This window comes from Streptomyces sp. NPDC060198 (assembly GCF_042728415.1).
Lineage (GTDB): Bacteria > Actinomycetota > Actinomycetes > Streptomycetales > Streptomycetaceae > Streptomyces.
In genome coordinates this window covers 14,272-30,604 of sequence record NZ_JBHWZJ010000050.1, presented here as the reverse complement: position 1 = coordinate 30,604, position 16,333 = coordinate 14,272, and the positions used below count along the sequence as shown (strand labels likewise).

The 16,333-nt window shown below is 73.1% G+C and carries 13 protein-coding genes and 1 tRNA gene; 8 read left to right on the top strand and 6 right to left on the bottom strand.

Annotation, left to right across the window (positions count from 1 at the left end):
* Window positions 1-27: 27 nt before the first annotated feature.
* Window positions 28-98: transfer RNA gene (locus tag ACFWEP_RS09870), tRNA-Gln, on the bottom strand.
* A gap of 343 nt (window positions 99-441) precedes the next feature.
* Between ACFWEP_RS09870 and ACFWEP_RS09865 the strand changes: the two genes are divergently transcribed.
* Window positions 442-1,929: a sensor histidine kinase gene (locus ACFWEP_RS09865; protein WP_387368312.1), complete on the top strand. Its 1,488-nt coding sequence runs from the start codon at window positions 442-444 to the stop codon at window positions 1,927-1,929.
* 119 nt (window positions 1,930-2,048) lie between these two features.
* Here ACFWEP_RS09865 and ACFWEP_RS09860 read toward each other — a convergent pair whose 3' ends face one another.
* Complete coding sequence (locus ACFWEP_RS09860; protein WP_387368314.1) at window positions 2,049-3,293, bottom strand: LCP family protein; 1,245 nt, start codon at window positions 3,291-3,293, stop codon at window positions 2,049-2,051.
* A 397-nt stretch (window positions 3,294-3,690) separates the two neighbouring features.
* Between ACFWEP_RS09860 and ACFWEP_RS09855 the strand changes: the two genes are divergently transcribed.
* Window positions 3,691-4,692 (top strand): SGNH/GDSL hydrolase family protein, encoded by a 1,002-nt coding sequence (locus tag ACFWEP_RS09855; RefSeq protein ID WP_387368310.1) that lies wholly within the window; start codon window positions 3,691-3,693, stop codon window positions 4,690-4,692.
* 77 nt (window positions 4,693-4,769) lie between these two features.
* Window positions 4,770-5,513: a DUF6193 family natural product biosynthesis protein gene (locus ACFWEP_RS09850; RefSeq protein WP_387368308.1), complete on the top strand. Its 744-nt coding sequence runs from the start codon at window positions 4,770-4,772 to the stop codon at window positions 5,511-5,513.
* Between the two features lie 165 nt (window positions 5,514-5,678).
* Here the strand turns inward: ACFWEP_RS09850 and ACFWEP_RS09845 are convergent, their stop codons facing one another.
* The gene (locus ACFWEP_RS09845) at window positions 5,679-6,176 is read right to left on the bottom strand and encodes an SUKH-3 domain-containing protein (protein WP_387368306.1); all 498 of its coding nucleotides are present in this window, start codon (window positions 6,174-6,176) and stop codon (window positions 5,679-5,681) included.
* 10 nt (window positions 6,177-6,186) lie between these two features.
* Window positions 6,187-6,711 (bottom strand): YwqJ-related putative deaminase, encoded by a 525-nt coding sequence (locus ACFWEP_RS09840; protein WP_387368304.1) that lies wholly within the window; start codon window positions 6,709-6,711, stop codon window positions 6,187-6,189.
* Between the two features lie 235 nt (window positions 6,712-6,946).
* On the opposite strand from ACFWEP_RS09840, the gene ACFWEP_RS09835 reads away from it, so the two are divergent.
* The 3 genes from ACFWEP_RS09835 to ACFWEP_RS09825 all read left to right on the top strand — a co-directional run bounded on the left by ACFWEP_RS09835 (window position 6,947) and on the right by ACFWEP_RS09825 (window position 11,573).
* Window positions 6,947-7,924: an HNH endonuclease gene (locus ACFWEP_RS09835; protein WP_387368302.1), complete on the top strand. Its 978-nt coding sequence runs from the start codon at window positions 6,947-6,949 to the stop codon at window positions 7,922-7,924.
* A gap of 5 nt (window positions 7,925-7,929) precedes the next feature.
* Window positions 7,930-10,398 carry an SUKH-4 family immunity protein gene (locus ACFWEP_RS09830; protein ID WP_387368300.1) on the top strand — a complete coding sequence of 823 codons (2,469 nt, stop codon included), beginning with the start codon at window positions 7,930-7,932 and terminating at the stop codon, window positions 10,396-10,398.
* Window positions 10,399-10,670: 272 nt separating this feature from the next.
* Entirely contained in the window at window positions 10,671-11,573 is a 903-nt protein-coding gene (locus ACFWEP_RS09825; RefSeq protein WP_387368298.1) for a cellulose-binding protein, read from the top strand.
* A 116-nt stretch (window positions 11,574-11,689) separates the two neighbouring features.
* On the opposite strand, the gene ACFWEP_RS09820 is transcribed toward ACFWEP_RS09825, so the two are convergent.
* Window positions 11,690-12,928, bottom strand: coding sequence for a hypothetical protein (locus ACFWEP_RS09820; protein WP_387368296.1), 1,239 nt, complete (start codon window positions 12,926-12,928; stop codon window positions 11,690-11,692).
* Window positions 12,929-13,171: 243 nt separating this feature from the next.
* The gene (locus ACFWEP_RS09815; RefSeq protein ID WP_387368294.1) at window positions 13,172-14,044 is read right to left on the bottom strand and encodes a hypothetical protein; all 873 of its coding nucleotides are present in this window, start codon (window positions 14,042-14,044) and stop codon (window positions 13,172-13,174) included.
* Between the two features lie 198 nt (window positions 14,045-14,242).
* On the opposite strand from ACFWEP_RS09815, the gene ACFWEP_RS09810 reads away from it, so the two are divergent.
* Both ACFWEP_RS09810 and ACFWEP_RS09805 read left to right on the top strand, forming a co-directional pair.
* Complete coding sequence (locus ACFWEP_RS09810; protein ID WP_387368292.1) at window positions 14,243-14,971, top strand: SMI1/KNR4 family protein; 729 nt, start codon at window positions 14,243-14,245, stop codon at window positions 14,969-14,971.
* Between the two features lie 378 nt (window positions 14,972-15,349).
* Window positions 15,350-16,216, top strand: a complete 867-nt coding sequence (locus ACFWEP_RS09805; RefSeq protein WP_387368290.1) for an effector binding domain-containing protein — start codon at window positions 15,350-15,352, stop codon at window positions 16,214-16,216.
* Window positions 16,217-16,333: the final 117 nt, after the last annotated feature.

The window sequence follows — 16,333 nt, the reverse complement described above, 5'->3', positions numbered from 1 at the left end:
GGTGAGGTCGGGGCCCGCGTCGAAGAGCTCCCGGGGAAGGAATCGAACCCTCATTCAATGGACCAAAACCATTTGTCCTGCCATTAGACGACCCGGGATGGCTTGTCTCTTATGTCCGGTTCTGTGGAACCGGATGATCGGCAGCCACCACTATGCCGTACCTGTGGCCTCCGACGCGACGGTGCGGATGGGCACTTTTCGGGATGTGCGCGGCAAGCCGTCTCCGGTGTTCGATGCCGGGATTCCGTTCCCGGCGTCGCCCCGCGCCCGTCTGCGGCATCCGTCACGTGGCGGTGGTCACCCGGGACACCCGGCCGCCGCACGCGGTTCTCCCGGAAATCGCCGGTTCCGGGGATTCCCCGCGTCCCCCCTCGTTCGAACACGCGTCGTGCTGTCGAGGTCACCCGAAAATGGGATGCGGGCGCCCGTAGGGTGGATGGCATGACCGCAACGGGGGCAGACCGGGAGGCGGCGGGAACGACCACCCGCGGCTACTGGTGGTGGGAACGGCGGCGTGGTGTCGCCCTGGACGTGGGACTGGCGCTGGTCTCGGCGCTGGAGTGCGGGCTGGAGGGCATCCAGTTCGCCCAGGAGGCCCGGCTGCCGGTGCCGGTCGGAGTGCTCTTCGGGCTGCTGGCCGGGTCGGTCCTGGTGCTGCGGCGCCGGTGGCCGATCGTCGTGGTGCTGGTGTCGATCGCGACGACGCCCGCCGAGGTCGGCTTCCTCATGGGCATCGTCGGCCTCTACTCGCTCGCCGCGTCCGACATACCGCGCAGGATCACCGTCGTGCTGACCGGGATGTCGCTGGTCGGCAGCTTCATCGTCACCTACCTGCGGCTGAGCCGGAACCTGGTCGACCAGGCGTCCTCCGCCGTGCCGGGGGACTGGTACGCCCCCGTCGTCTCCCTCTTCATGGCGCTGGGGCTGACCGCGCCCCCGCTCCTCTTCGGCCTCTACATCGGCGCGCGGCGACGGCTGATGGAGAGCCTGCGCGAACGGGCCGACTCGCTGGAGCGGGAGCTGTCGCTGCTCGCGGACCGGGCGGAGGAGCGTGCGGAGTGGGCGCGTACGGAGGAGCGGACCCGGATCGCCCGGGAGATGCACGACGTGGTCGCGCACCGGGTGAGCCTGATGGTGGTGCACGCGGCGGCACTCCAGGCCATCGCCCCGAAGGACCCCGCGAAGGCGGTCCGTAACGCCGCGCTGGTCGGGGACATGGGGCGCCAGGCGCTGACCGAGCTGCGCGAGATGCTGGGCGTGCTGCGCAGCGGGGACACCCTGGTCGCGCCGCGTACGGGGTCGGGCCCGGACGCCGGTGACGGGCGGCAGCCGCTGGCCTCCGTGGGGCGGGCCGCCGCCGCTGCCGCCGCCTCCGCGGCGGAGGACGGGCCGCGCCTCGGCGAGCTGGAGGCGCTGGTCGCCCAGTCGCGGCAGGCGGGCATGACCGTGGAGCTGTCGGTGCAGGGTGTTCCCCGCCCGTACGCCCCGCAGGTCGAGCGGACCGCGTACCGGGTGGTGCAGGAGGCGCTGACCAACGTCCACAAGCACGCGGCCGGCGCGAAGACGTGGGTACGGCTCGCGCACCGCGGGGTGGAGGTCGCGATGCAGGTGGAGAACGGTCCCTGTGACGCGGCCGTCGCCGACGCCCACCTGCCGAGCGGCGGCAACGGCCTCGTCGGGATGCGGGAGCGGGTGACCGGCCTCGGCGGTGTCTTCGTCTCCGGCCCGACCGACGCGGGCGGCTTCCGGGTGTCGGCGGTGCTGCCGGACGGGTCGGCGGCCCCGGAGACCGCGGACGCCCCGGAGACTTCGGACGCCCCGGAGGTCGTCGTGGTGGCGCCCGAGGTGGAGTCGGTACCGATCGAGGTGGTGGTGCCGGGGCAGGGCGTCCGCGAGGTGGCGGGCGAGAGGGAGTCCGGGGCGAGGTAGCCGGCCGGTTTTGGCGCACCGGTCGCGTCCGTGCTCCGTGCGCTCCGTGCTCCGGGGGCTGCCCGGTTCGGCCCCGGGGGCGGGGTGATGGGTGCCGGACGGTGCCGCCCGGCCGGGCGTCACCCGGTGAGGTCCGGGAAGTCGGGGCCGATGGCCAGGGTGATGCCCGCGCCGGCGTCCGGTGCGGCGGGGGCCGGGGTGAGGCCGGGCAGGCGTCCCGCGAGGGACTTGGCTTGGTCCGCCTGGTCCGGGGTGTAGGTGAGGGTGGTCTTGTCGACGTGCGCGGGGGCGTTGCCGGTGGCCGCGATCTGGAAGCCGAGGGCGCGGAGCGCGTCGGCGACCTCCTGGGCCTTGCCCCGGGTTCCGGTTCCGTTGAGGACGGTGACGCGGACCGTGCCGGCCGCCGCGGGAAGTTCGGCCACGGCTGCCTTGAGTGCGGCCGGTGTCGTCTCACGGTCCTCGTTCATGGCGGTGAACAGATCGCGGGCCGCGGGCTGTTGCCAGGACACGTTCGCCTTGTCCGTCGGTATGTCGCGTTCGCGCGGGTAGTTGGGGACGGTCAGGAAGGAGATCCGGTCGGCGGGTATGCCCTTGATGCTGTCGGCCAGGCTGTAGAGGGGCTTGATGCCGGCGAGTTCCGGGTCGGTGGTCAGCGACTTGGTGGCGGAGTCGAGGAAGCCGTACAGCGCGGTGGGGTTGTACAGCTTGGACTTGGCGCGGGCGGCCAGCGACTTCATGAACTCCTGCTGGCGGCCGATCCGGCCGATGTCCGAGCCGTCGCCGATGCTGTAGCGGGCGCGTACGTAGCCCAGGGCCTTGTCGTCCCGGACGAGCTGGCATCCGGCCTTCAGGTCGAGGTGGGCCTTGCCGTCGTGGATGTCCTCCTTGGGACAGACCTCCACGCCCCCGAGCGCGTTGACCATTCCGGTGAAGCCGCGGAAGTCGGCGATCAGGAAGTGGTCGATGCGCACGTGGGTGTTGGCTTCGACGGTCTTGATGGTGCAGGCGGCGGCCTTGGCCTTGTCGCCGGTGGAGCCGCCGACCGCGTACGCCTCGTTGATCTTGAAGTGGTGGGGCTCGGTGGTGGAGCCGTCGCCCTGTGTGCAGGACGGTATCCGCACCCAGGAGTCACGGGGGAAGGAGACGACGGAGGCCCACTTCCCGTCCCCGCCGGTGTGCAGCAGCATCAGGGTGTCGGACTGCATCGTGGTGAGGTTCTTGCCGTAGGCGTCGCCGAGTCCCTCTCTGCTGTCCGAGCCGATGACGAGGATGTTCTGGCCCCCGGCCGCGGCCTCGGGCCGCTCACCGCCCAGGGCGTCGTCCACGTCGGCGCCCGAGATGTTGCCGCTGAGGTGGGAGTACATCCAGCCGCCCGTACCCGCCGTGCCCAGGACGAGGACGGACGCGGCTATCGCGATCCACCGTCCCGTATGCCTGCCGGTACGCCGTCGGCGCCGCCCTTCGGAGGGCGTGGGAGTGGCGTTCGCCCTGCGCTGTCCTGACACGACGTGCTCCTTCGCTGTGCGCGCGGTGATCCCGCGCGGATGGAGAAAGGTCCGGGCCCTGAAGGCTGTCCCGCCGGCCGAGGCCAGTGATGGAGCGGCCGAATACGTGGACGACTCCGCCGGGTGCGTAGACGCCGCGGGGTCGCCGAACCGTTCCACCCGCACGCGTCGGTACGGACATGCTCGTTGTGTAGTCGAGCGGTCGCACAACGTAAGATCCGTGGGCCTGTGTTGTCGCTCCACGGAAGGAACTCGCGTGCGCAAGACCGCTGCTGCCGCGCTCGTCGTGCTCGGGCTGTGGGTGACGGCCGCCGCCCCGGCTCCCGCCGCCGTCACCGCCGTGCCCGCGGTGGAGACCGTGTTCATCGGTGACTCCTCCACCGCCAACTTCGGCATCGCTCCCACGCGCGGCCCGCAGGGGTGTCTGCGGTCCGCCGGGAACTACCCGGCCGAGACCGTCGAGCGGCTCGCCTCCGCCGGTGTCCGGCTCGACGTCCGGGACGACGTGTCCTGCGGGGGCGCCGAGATCCGCCACGTGTGGGACGCGCAGAGCCTCGCGCCGTCCGGTGGGGAGCGGGTCGCCCCGCAGGCTGCCGCGATCGGGCCGGACACCGCGCTGGTGGTCGGCAGCGTCGGCGGCAACACCGCCGGGGTCGCGAGCATCCTCAAGCAGTGCTCCCAACGGCTCAGAGGGGCCGAGGGGTTGTTGATGCCCGCCGATCCGGTGGACGCCTCCTCGCCTGCCTCCGAGTGCCCGGCGTTCTTCGCGGGGGAGGGAGCAGGGTGGCTGGAAGGGCGCATGGCGGCCGTCCGTACGGACTTGGGCCGGATGTTCGCGCGGGTGCGGGAAAAGTCTCCCGACGCCCGTGTGGTGCTGGTCGGTTACCCCCGGCTCGTGCCCGCCGACACCGGGCGGTGCCTCGCGGAGGTCCCGGGCGGGACGGAGAAGCCGTTCGCCGACATCGGGCAGGACGCCCTGGCGTTCCTCGATGCCGGAGTGCAGCGCCCCCTCGACGCCCTCATGAGGGAGGCGGCCGAGGAGGCGGGGGCGGCCTTCGTCGACCTCTACGCCCGGACCGGCGCCACGACCGGGTGCGACGGCGACCGGCGCGGTATCGGCGCCCTGCTGGAGAGCTCCGAGGTGCGGTACGGAGGCCGTGAACTGCCCTGGTACGTCCACCCGAACCGCACCGGCCGCGACATCCAGGCGGCGGAGGTCGCCGACGCCATCGAGCGGCTGCTCGCCGAACGGCGTTGAAGACGACAGAGGTTGGGCACCTGGCGGGGGCCGTCGGCGGACCGCGGCGGCCGGACGGTTCTGCCACACTCGGTCGTATGACCGAGAGGCTCCCCGTGGGTGCTGCACCGACCGATGTCTCCCATCCGCTGTACACGTACGCGGCCCACTATCCCGACGTGGTGAGGGCGGGCTCCTTGCGGAACGCGCTCCAGGCGGCGGCCGACCGTGCGCGCTGCGGTCTCTGGTACGGGCTCACCTCGTCACCGGGCTGGCGCCATGTGGCGGCGAAGGTGGTGGCCGACGGCCGCTCAGCGACCGTTCTGCTCGTCGGCGCCGACGAACGTACCTTCGTGGTCGACTGCTGGGCCCGTGGCATCCACATGGCGACGGGTCGTACGCATGACCTGGCGACGGTCGCCGGCGCGACGGGCTCCTGGGCCGAAGGGGTCAGGGTGCGCGAACTCACGGCGCGGTGGTCCTTCTTGAGCACCTGGGATCTCGCCGAGGCCCATGAGCGCGGCGAGGCCGTACCGGCACGCTGGCAGTCGATGCGCAGGTACAGGCACAGGCACGGGACCGACTGGCAGGACCTGGTCGAGGCCACCTTCGCAGAACCGAGGCTGCGGGCCCTGTCGCCGGGGTCGTCCGTGGGCCGTCTCACCTTCAGCCGGCGGGTCACGCCGCCCATCTGCACGGACCTGCCGAGCATCCGGCCGCTCGGCGAGGGGCGCTTCGAGGTGAGGTTCGCCGGCGGACGGGTACCTCGGGCGGCCACCGCGACGGCGGCCGTCGCGGTGGCCCTGGCCGGTCTGCCCGACGACGCCGTTCCGCATCCGTAGACCGATCCGCGGCATGCGGGCATGCGGGCATGCGGGCATGCGGGCATGCGGACAAGCGGGCAGCAGGGGCGGGCAGGCAAGAGGGCGGCGGGGGCGGGCAGGCAGCGGGCAGCAGGGGCGGTCGGGCAGGCGAGCGGGCGGGCCGCCCGGCTTCCGCCCGGCCCTTCAGCCCGATGTCAGCCGGGTCGGCTGGACGCCGGTGAGCAGGGTGTTCAGGGCCCGGTCGATGTCCGCGCCGAGGAACCAGTCGCCGGTGTGGTCGATGCTGTAGACGCGGCCCTCGCTGTCCATGGCGAGGATCGCCTGCCCCTCGCTCTCCTGTCCCAGCGGGCTGATCTCGGTGGTCAGTGCGCGGCCGAGGTCGCCGAGGGTGCGGGCGAGGTGGAGGCCCCCGAGCGGGTCGATCCGCACGGAGGCGGGGGCGATCTGCCGGCCGGGGCCGGGGGCGAGGATGTGCAGGTTGCCGAACTCCGCCCAGGCCTCGACCACGGCAGGGAACACCGCGTGCTCGTGTCCCGCCGGTGAGGTGTGGGCGCGCAGGGCGTCGGCCCACTCCTCCGCCTGCCGGATGATCCAGCGGCCGGGCTCCCAGCCCGCCGCGCGCAGGGCCTTCTCCACGACGGGGGTGAAGCGGGTGGAGGTGTGCTGGTTCGGATCGTGCATCGGGGCGCCGTCAGCCCTTCTCGGCCGTGGTGGCCGCGCCGTTGGCGGTGAGGTCGACGGGGCGTACGCCGAAGTGGGCGAGCATCACCGTGCAGGAGCGGCAGGGCGCCGCGTAACTTCCGTGGCCGGGGTCACCGTCCTCGCGGATGTGGCGGGCGGTGAGCCGGCCGTGCTTGAGCGCGCGCCGGGCCTCGCCGCTGGTGAGGGGTTTGCGCTGGGCGCGCTTGGAGCGGGTTCCCTCTGCCGCGGTGAGCTGCCGGGAGAGGAGTATCGCCTCGGGGCAGCGGCCCGTGAAGCGTTCGCGCTGGCTGGTGGGCAGGGTGTCGAGGAAGTCCTGCACGAGGTGGTGCAGGACGGGTGGCTGGTCCCCCTTGCCCGCGGTGCAGGTGAGCGTCTCGCCGCGCAGGGACAGCGCGGCGGCCACGGCCGGCAGGATGCCGTCGCGTCGGTGGTGCAGCCGGGGGGTGCGGCTGGAGTCGGTGCTGCTCCAGCTGAGGCGCGGGTCCCCGGAAGTGACTGTGTGTACGTCGTGCATGGCGTCGATTTCCTCCCGTGCAATCCCCCGAGTTGCGGGGGACAGCCTGCCAAATGTGTCGGACGGTGGGGAAGCTGGGGCGGTATTGGGTGCAGCGTGTCGCTCAAAGCCGCCCAACCGTCGCTCTTCCGTCACCTCGGTGTGACGGTCGGTGACGGCCGCGGAGGGACGGTTCGGCCTGTTGCGCCACCGCATAGGCTGTGCGGAACACCGGACGCAGCAGGGGGCAACCGCCATGACGACAGGTCGGCTCGGGCAGCAAGCCGCGCCACCGAACGCGGCCTACGCCGGGCAGGTCGTGCACTTCCCGGACCCGGTCCGGGCGTCGCGCCACCCGAGGGGTGTTCGGATCGATGCGAACGGCCATCCGGACTTCTCCCCGTACGCGCGTGCGGCCGCGGAGATCGCCGATCCGCCGGAGGGTTTCGGCATCGACGAACTCCGGCTCACGGACTACGTGTCGGCCAATGCCGCGCTGGCGGCGACCGGGCACGAGCTGTGGGACACGATCCCCGCGGTGGCGACCCCGCACGGCTGGACCTGGCACCACGTGTCGGGCAGCCGGCGGATGGAGCTCGTACCGGTCGACGTGAAGGCGCTGCTGCGCCACCACGCCGGACTGTCGACGACCCCGGTGGACCACGAGCGGCGCGGAACGCGGCCGTTGCAGGGCACCAAGCCCGCGCACTTCCGGCTGCCCAAGGGTGCCGTCGCGGTGTCCGAGACGCAGATCCTCGGCGCCGAGGAGGACTTGGGCTACCGGCTGCCGGGCGCTTACCGCTCGTTCCTGAAGGCGGCGGGCGGCGCCGCCCCGGTGGGTACCGCGCTCGACCCCGAGCTGGGGCTGCTGGTGGACCAGCCGTTCTTCACGGTGCGCGAGGAGGCGGCGGTCAACGACCTCGTCTACGTCAACAAGTGTCTGCGGGACCACTTCACCAAGGACTTCCTGGGCATCGCGTTCGTCCAGGGCGGCCTGCTGGCGGTCAAGGTGAAGGGCGACGGCATCGGTTCGGTCTGGTTCTGCGCGTACGACGACGCGCGCGACCGGAACGAGATGACGGTGCAGGAGCGGTCCGACCGGCTGTTGGTGCAGTGCGGCGCGGACTTCGACGTGTTCCTCCAGCGGCTCGCGGGCAGCCCGCAGGAGCTGGACACGGTGGCGAACCTGATGGTGGACGGCGGCTTCGCGCGTGCCGTCCCGGTGGAGGGCTGAGCGCGATGGTGACGTTCGCACAGGCGCAGGAGCGGGCCGACGAGTGGGTCAACGGTGACGTGCCCGCCTACCAGCACCGGGAGGTGCGGGTCCGCGAGTTCGAACGGGGCTTCGTGGCGTGGGCGGAGGACCGCCCGGAGGGCCCCGTCTCCGACGGCGGACGCCAGCGACTGGTCATCGCCCGCGACAGCGGCGAGGCCACGCTGTGGCCGGGACTGCCGGTGGGCGAGGTGATACGGCGTTACGAGGAGGAGTACGGCTCCCCGGCGGACGCGGTGCCCGCACCCCGGCCGCCCGCGCGCATCGACCTGAACCAGACGTCCTTCCTGCTGACGCCGCCGGAGTGGCTCCAGGAAGCGGCCGACAAGCTGGGCATTCCGGACCGCAGGCACGAGCCGTCCGACGCGGTTCCGGACGGCGCCGGCGGTGCCGGGGCAGTCCCCGCACAGGCGGGCGGGCCGGGTGCGGCGGACGACGCGGTGAGCGACGCGGTGCCGGGGGCGCCCGCCGTTCCTCCCGTACCGGCCGCCCCGTCCGCGCCCGCTGCTCCTCCGGCACCGGCCGCCCCGTCCGCGCCCGCCGCGCCGTCGGTGCCGTTCTCCGCGCCGCCCGTCGCCACCTCGCACGCGCAGGACTCCGGGGCGACGCCGTGGCCCGCCCGGCCGCAGCCGGAGGACCACGAGCCGACCGCGTCGGACGGCGTGCCCGCGAAGGGTTCGCCGGGCGCCGCTCCCGTGCCGGACGGCGCCACGCCGTGGGCGGGTACGGACACCAACCGCGACTCGGACGACGCGGCGGTCCCGCTGCCCGCCACCGTGTTCGCCCCGCCGCTCTCGGGCGCCGACGACGAGGGCGCGCCCGCGCCGGTGGTTTCCGCCGACGCCCCGACCGCGCTGATGTCGGGCGGGGCACCCAGGCGGGTGCCGGGCGTCCCTCCGGGGGCCGAGGACATCGCGAACGCCGCGACCAGCAAGGCCGCCGTCCCGCCGCGCGGTCCGCGCCCCGGTTCCGTACCGCCGCCGCCGAGCGCCCCGGGCATCCCGGGCGCGCGCCCCGGCGCGGTCCCGCCGCCCTCGGGGCCGGGCGCGCCCGGTGTGCCCGCAGCCGGTTATGTCCCGACGCAGATGGCCCCTGCGGTCAGCCTGGGCGCTCCGGGGGTCCCCGCCCCGCCCGGTCCGCCCGGCGCACCTGGGGTGCCGAGGGCTCCCGGTGTGCCTGGTGCCGCTGGTGTGCCTCAGCCGCCCGCCCCGCCCGGTCCGCCCACGCCGCCCGGGGTTCTGGCGCCTCCCGGCCCGCCCGGGGTTCCGGCGCCTCCCGGCCCGGCCGGACCGCGCGGCGACGTGCACCACGCCGAGACGGTGTTCGCCGCCCCTCCGATCGGTGCTCCGGTCGGCCCGCCCGGCCCGCCGCCCGGCGCACCGGGAGTGCCCGGTGGGCCCGGTCCCGGGGCCGTGCCCCCGCCGCCGCCCGCGTACGGCTATCCGCAGCAGCCCGCCCAGCCGCCGACCGTGGGTCCCGGCTACCAGGCGGTGCTGCGCTACCGCGCGCCCGACGGCAGCGAGCAGCAGCTCATCCGCCGTTCGGCGCCGGGCACCCCGCACCCGGAGTGGCAGATGCTGTACGAGTTGCGGGGCATGAACGTGCCTCCGCAGCAGGTCATCGAACTCCACACCGAGCTGGAGTCCTGCGAGCTGCCCGGAGGCTACTGCGCGCGGATGATCCGCGAGATGTGGCCGCAGGTGCGGATCACCAGCGTCGCCCCGTACGGCACCGACCACGCGAGCCGTCAGCAGGGCATGCGGCACCTCCTCACCCATCAGGGTGAGCTGCACCAGGTGGCGGACGGCCCGGCGCGGCCCGCCCCGGTGCGGGCGCCGCTGCCGCCGGTGCAGCCCGCGCCGCCGGTCGGGCCGGAGGGGGTGGCCGAGGAGCTGCTCCAGGCGTTCGGCCCGCAGGGTGTGCTCCGCTTCGACGAGCGGTCCGTCTCCCGGCAGGGCGTACCGGAGGCGGTGGGCCGGACCCTGGTCTGGGCGGGGCTGCCCGCCGATTTCGGGCCGTTCTTCTGGGCCCAGCCCGGTCAGCCGGTCGTGCCGACTCTTGCCGAGCTCGCCGCGCAGCGCCAGGTGCTGCCCGCGCCGGACGCGGGGGCGTACCTGGTGATGGGTACGGACTTCGGCCGGGCGATCTGCGTCCAGTACGGCACGGCGAACATCGTGGCCGTGCCCGTGGAAGCCGGTCCGGGCGGGCAGTCGGTGCTGCCCCAGTTCGTGAACACCGGGCTGCCGGAGTTCGTCCGGTCCATGGCCCTGCTCGGACGGATGTGGCGGCTGCGGTACGGGCTGAACCCGGAGCAGGCCGGCCGCTGGACCGTCGATTTCCAGGCGCAGCTGGCCGCCCTGGACCCGGCGGCGCTGGCGTCGCCGGAGAGCTGGTGGTCGGTGCTGCTGGAGCAGATGTGGGATGGCTTGATCTGATCCCTCCGCCGCGCGAGGTCGCCGGAAACGGCACACGCTGAGACGCCTGACCCCTTGTTCTTCAGTTCGAAGGGGCGGGCGTCTTCGCGTGTCCGGCCCGCTTCGGCCGGGTATTCCTTGGGGTGTTTGCGGTGGGCGTTCGCGGACGCCGCCGGGCTGTGACGCCGGTCGCTTCCGTCCGGAAAGCGGCGGATCGATTCCGACTTCCGGCTCAATTGCCGCATCCTTGACCTCAGGATCGATGGCGGCGTGCGGAAGAGAGGGCTTCAGGGATGAGTGCTGCACCGGTGTCCGGACATGGCTTCGTGGGGGGACGAGGACGTGGTTACCGCCCGGAGCAGGTGGATCGTTTCGTCGCCGCACTCTCGGCCGAGCGGGACGCGGCCCTGGACCAGCTCTCCCGGCTGTCCGCCCTCGCGGAGGAGCTGGCGGCCGAGTCGGCCCGGCTGACCGAGCAGGTGGCGGGCCTCGCCCCGCAGACGTACCAGGAGCTGAGCGAGCGCGCCCGGTCGATACTGGCCCTCACCGAGGAGGAGGTGGCCGAGTCCGGCGCCGCCGCCCAGGAGGCCGCGCAGGCGCTGCGCGACGCCGCCGAGACCGCCGGGCGCGAGGCCCGGGACACGGCTCGCGCGTACGCCGAGAAAGTACGTACCCAGGCCGGGGAGGACGCCGAGAGCATCCTTGCCGAGGCCAGGCAGGCGGCGGCGCAGACCCTGGCGGCGGCGGGCGAGGACGCCGCGCGCATCCGGGCGGAGGGTGAGGAGCTGATGGCCCAGACCCGTGCCCGTACGTCGAGCGTCCTCGCGCACCAGGAACAGGAACACGCCGAGCGCCACAAGGCCTCGGAGGCCGAAGTCCTCGCCCGGGAAACCGAAGTGACTACCCGTCATGACGAACTGATGGGTCGCGCCGAGGCCGTCCTCGCGGCGGCGTGGCGCGGGCGCACGGAGGCCGAGGAGGCCGCGCGGCACCGCCAGGAGGACGCCGAGGACCGCTCCACCGAGCTCTTCGCCCAGGCGCGGGTCCGCGAAGAGCGGGTGGTCCGCGAGACCGAGCGCATACTGCGCGAACACGAGGTCGCGCGCGAGGAGCTGCACGCCCGCATGACCCATGTGCGCAACTCCCTCGCCGCCCTCACGGGACGTACGCCGAACCCGCCGGCTCAGGAGGGGTGAGCGGGGAGCGGTCGAGGACCCCGCTGCCGCTCTGCGGCAAGTGTCGGGCGACAGAGGGGCGGGACATCCGGGCGGCCGGGCGCTCCGGCGCCCTGCCGACGGATCGCGGGAGGTGCTCAGGCGAGTGAGGTCGTGCGCGCCCAGGGCTGTCTGCGGGCCGAGAACCTCGGGTTTCTGGCGGGGGCGGCGGCCCGCGCTTCCTTGCTCTCGCGGAGAGCGGTACGCATCGACGCGATCGAACCGGTGGCGGCGTCGGCGGTGTGCTCGGGCGCCGGGCCGTCCGGGTCGGCGCACTCCTGGCAAGCGCCCGGTTCCGCCGCGCGGAACGCTCGCTCGCAGCCGCCGTCACAGGTCTGCCAGGGAAGCCGCGCCACTGGCGACGGAGCGTCAAAGGGTCGGCTCAGATCCTCTGTTGTCTCGATCCGGGTGGTGCGCGAAGGCATCGGGAGCGGCATGGGCCGGTCGCGGAGGCGGTAGGCGAGGATGCGCGCCGGGCGGGCCCGGAGGGGCGTCGGCAGTGCGGCGGTCAGGGTGGAGGTGATCGTCGCGGCATCCACTCCGTGGGCGAGCCAGTCGGCAACGGCGGGGGCCAGTTTGCTCACTTCGCGCCGGGACAGGATCAGCCGGGAATCGACGATACGCAGCGAGGCGAGGATCACCACCGCCTGCGGGTCGACACCGGTGATGCCGAGGGGGGAGTCGTCTTCGACGTCGGTCTCGTCCGCCCGAGTCGGGGGAACGAGGGTGTCGGCGCCCGTCTCCGGGTCCGCGTTCTCGTCCGGGGCGGTGCCGGCGGCCGTGGTCGTGGCGGCGGTGGCGGTGGTTGTTGCGGCGTATGTGGCGTCGGATGTGGCGTCGGCATCCGGGTCGGCCGGGTTCGTCGCCGGGTTCGTGCCGGGGGGCGTTTCGGGGGTCGGGACGGTCGGCTCCTCGGCGGGCGGACGAGGGGCGGGCAGCAGCGGTCCGCGTGGCTCCGGCGCGGGAGGGTCCGGTACGCGCGGCTCCGGCGCGGGAACCACCGGTACGGGCGGCACCCGGTTCGGCGCCTCCGACTCCGGTAGCCGCAGCTCCGGGACCGTACGGAAGAAGGTGCGGGTACGGATGATGCCCCCGGCCCAGCGCTCCTTGCGGCGGACCAGATACCCCGCGTGCTCCAGCTCCCGCAGGGCTCGGGAGAGGGTGATCCGGCCCTCGTCGAAGTGGGCGCAGAGCGCGTCCACGGTCACGGGGGCGCCGTCCGGCAGCGACAGGATGTACGCGCCGACGCCCACCGCGACCGCGCTGCCCCGGCGTTGGGCGAGGGCGTTGTGCAGGATCGTGAAGTCGGAGGTCAGCCGCGTGCGGACATGGGTCACCCCGGAGGGTGGGTGTGCGGGCCCTGAGTGGGCGCGCGGAGGCGCGATAAAGTCGGTTACAGCCATGGGGAAGGTCCTTTGCTTCCTGAGTGGTCAGACCCCCGGCTGGGATTGCCGTCCCGTCCGGGGGTCGCTCTGCGTATGAAGTCGTTGCGCTGAACGTAACCGCCCGAACTGCCCCGGAGCAACCAAGTCACCCGCACGGGTGATGACATGGAGGGGAGGGAGGGGGGTCAGTTCTGTCTACCGGTTCTTTGAGGAGTCCGCCGACCCACCGGAGTGCGGAATCCTGCCGCCCGGTGAGGCGGTCGGCGGCAGGCCGATGTCCGGTGACGCGGGCGGAGTTGGCGCGTCCGGGGGTGTGAGGGGCCTGGCTCGGTCGCGCAGGGACTCCGCGTACTCGACGGCCCTCTCCAACTGCGCCGCGGTGAGCCGCCGTACGTCCCAGATGAGTCCGGCCACTTCGCCGGGACAGGGGCCGGTCGACCGGGGGGTGGCAGGGGTGATGCCGGTCAATGCCGCCAGATCCTCGCCGCAGACGTCGAGAACCGCACAGAAGTCCGCGAGGAGTTCATCGGTGAGCGGGACCGTCCCGCGCCCGATCCCTCCGTAGGTGGCGGCCGACCAGTAGCGTCCCGTGGCCGCGAGGAAGGTGTGTGCGGTGGCGGTCCACCCGAGGTTGCGGTTCCGTACCAGCCGCATGAGCAGCGCCCCGGGGCCGCCCGGATACCGCTCGTGCGGACGCGGCGGAGGAACGGGCAGAACCCGCTCCTCCTGAGGCATCGAGCCCACGACATGTGCCAGTTCCGGGCGTCGTTCGTCGGGCAGGGCCACCGCGACCCGGACCAGCCGGTGCACATCCGATCCGGCCTCCGGATCGACCGGTGCGAGGTCGTCGGGGACTCGGGCTCCAGCGATCACGAAGAGATCCGCCGCATGCAACTCCAGCGCGGGCGCGAGCCCCCGCAGCACGGACGGGCCAGGCGCACCGCCCCGCAGCACACTGGACAGCTCACCCCCGGCGAGTCCCGCAGCCCGGCTCAGCATGGCGGCATCCAGCCGCCTGCGGTCCATCAGCCGCTCCAAGAAGGCCCCGAAATCGAAGGGTTCGGTCATCCGGGCAGCCTACGGAACCCGTTCGACGGTGAGGCGCCGCGCGCGCTGCCCACGGTGGAGGTTCTCCGCGCATGGCGCGAGCCGTGGGGCCTCGTCCTGCTCCATGGTCCGTCTCCTCTCCGTCGTTCCGGTGAAGACACCCTGAAGTCGGGGGTCAGGCATGGTGGCAGGCCCGGCGTGGACGGTAGCTTGCTCGGCATGCTGGACGAACCCGACGTATCTGTGGCACTGCGGGGCGGAGTGCGTACCCGCACCCACGCCTGGGACTTCGTGCGCTGGTTCGCCCATGCGTGGATGGGGCTTCCGCTGAAGCCCGAAGACGGTTCTACCGAAGCAGAGTTGGCGTCCGCCGAAGCCGAGCTGGGATTCGTGCTCCCGGCTGCCCTGCGCGAGGGGTACGCACTGTTCGGGCGCCGCTCCGACATGACCCGGCAGCAGGACCCGTTGCTCGCGGCCACCGAACTCCACGTGGACGACGCCCTGGGCGGTGTCCTGGTCTTCCGCCACGAGAATCAGGGCTGCGCACTCTGGGCGATTCCCCTGGCCGAGATCGGACAGGACGATCCACCGGTCCTGGTGGAGTCGCACGACGGGTGGATACCGTTCCTCGACCGGATGTCCCTCGCATGGGTCGAACTCGTGCTGAGCGAGTCGCTCTTCGGCGCGGACCACCTCCGCCTCTACGACGCCTGCGAGTTGCCGAACGCGTTGCTGCCGCGCCTGCACGAGCGTTACGCCCGTGTCGACCTGCCCGACCACCCCATGTGGGCGTCCGGGAGCGACTCGCCCGTGCGCTGGTACGCGGCCCCCGGTCGACTGGTACGCAGGGACGGGCCGTACGACCACGCCTGGATCCACGCGCGCGGGCGTACGGCGGCCGACCTGGAAGCCGTGCGCGAGGACCTTCCCGGCCCATGGGTCCGTTGAAGGTCTCCCCGACGATCCCTTTCCGCTCATGCGCCCACTCGCCCGTCGGCCGGCGGACGGTGCGCAGTCCCTGCGGACCCCGGTCGCACGGCCACCGGGGCCATGGATGCCGTCCGCGCCCGAGGCGGCCTGCTCACGGCGACCCATCGTGGAGACACACCGCACGGCCTCGCACGCCCTCACGACGCTCCGTCGCGGCCTGCTCTCCCTGGCAGCCGAGGCGCGTGCCGGTGGCCCCCTCTTCCCGTACGCCCCGTCCCGTAGGCGCACGGCTCCCGACCGGGAGCCGCGCACCCGACACCATCGGGCACAGGATGTCGGGTGCGGTGTGATGGGCTCCTCCTAGCGTGGTGAACGTCAAGAGGAGGGACACCGGGCATGCTGGAGCGGCTGAACCAGGCCATGGAGCACATCGAGCTCCACCTCGATCAGGCGATCGACGTGGGCGAGCTGGCCCGTATCGCGGCGACCTCGGAGTACCACCTGCGCCGGATGTTCTCCGCGCTGGCGGGCATGCCGCTGTCGGAGTACGTGCGGCGCCGGCGGCTCACCCTCGCGGGGGCCGAAGTGCTGGCGGCCCGCGAGACGTTGCTGGAGATCGCGGTGCGCCACGGCTACGGCTCCGGTGAGGCGTTCGCGCGGGCGTTCCGGGCCATGCACGGCGTCGGTCCGGGCGAGGCCCGGCGTACCGGGGCCGCGCTCAACTCCCAGTCCCGGATGTCCTTCCGCCTCACCGTCGAAGGAAGCAGCAGCATGCGCTACCGCATCGTGGAAAAAACGGAGTTCACCGTCGTCGGGCTCAAGGCCCGCGTCCCGCTGGTGCACTTGGGGCCGAACCAGGCGATCATCGATTTCGTCCGGGGGATCGACCCGCAGGCTCTGCAGCGCCTGGAGAAGCTCTCGGACCAGGAGCCGCAGGGCATCGTCGCGGTCTGTGACGATCTGGATCCCAGCCGGGCCGAAGGTACCGAACTCGACTACTACCAAGCGGTGATCACGGCCGGCGAGGTGCCGGACGGCACGACCGCCCTGGCGGTCCCGGCCGGCACCTGGGGGGTCTTCACCGCCTCCGGGCCGGTGCCGCAGGCCATCCAGGAGCTCTGGCGGGACGTGTACGCCGAGTGGTTCCCGTCCAACCCGTACCGGGGCCGCCCCGGCCCGGAGATCCTGCGTACCCGGCTGTCCCCGGACAAGACCGAGGCCGAGGCCGAACTCTGGCTCCCGGTGGAGCTTGAGCGCGCCTGAGCGAGAGATCCGGCCCGAAGGGACGGCGGATCGAGGCGCGGGAGCTGTCGGGATCGCGCGCGATGGCGTGCGTGTCCCGACCCCTTGGCCGCGCTGTGAGGTGGCCGGTTGTCCGGA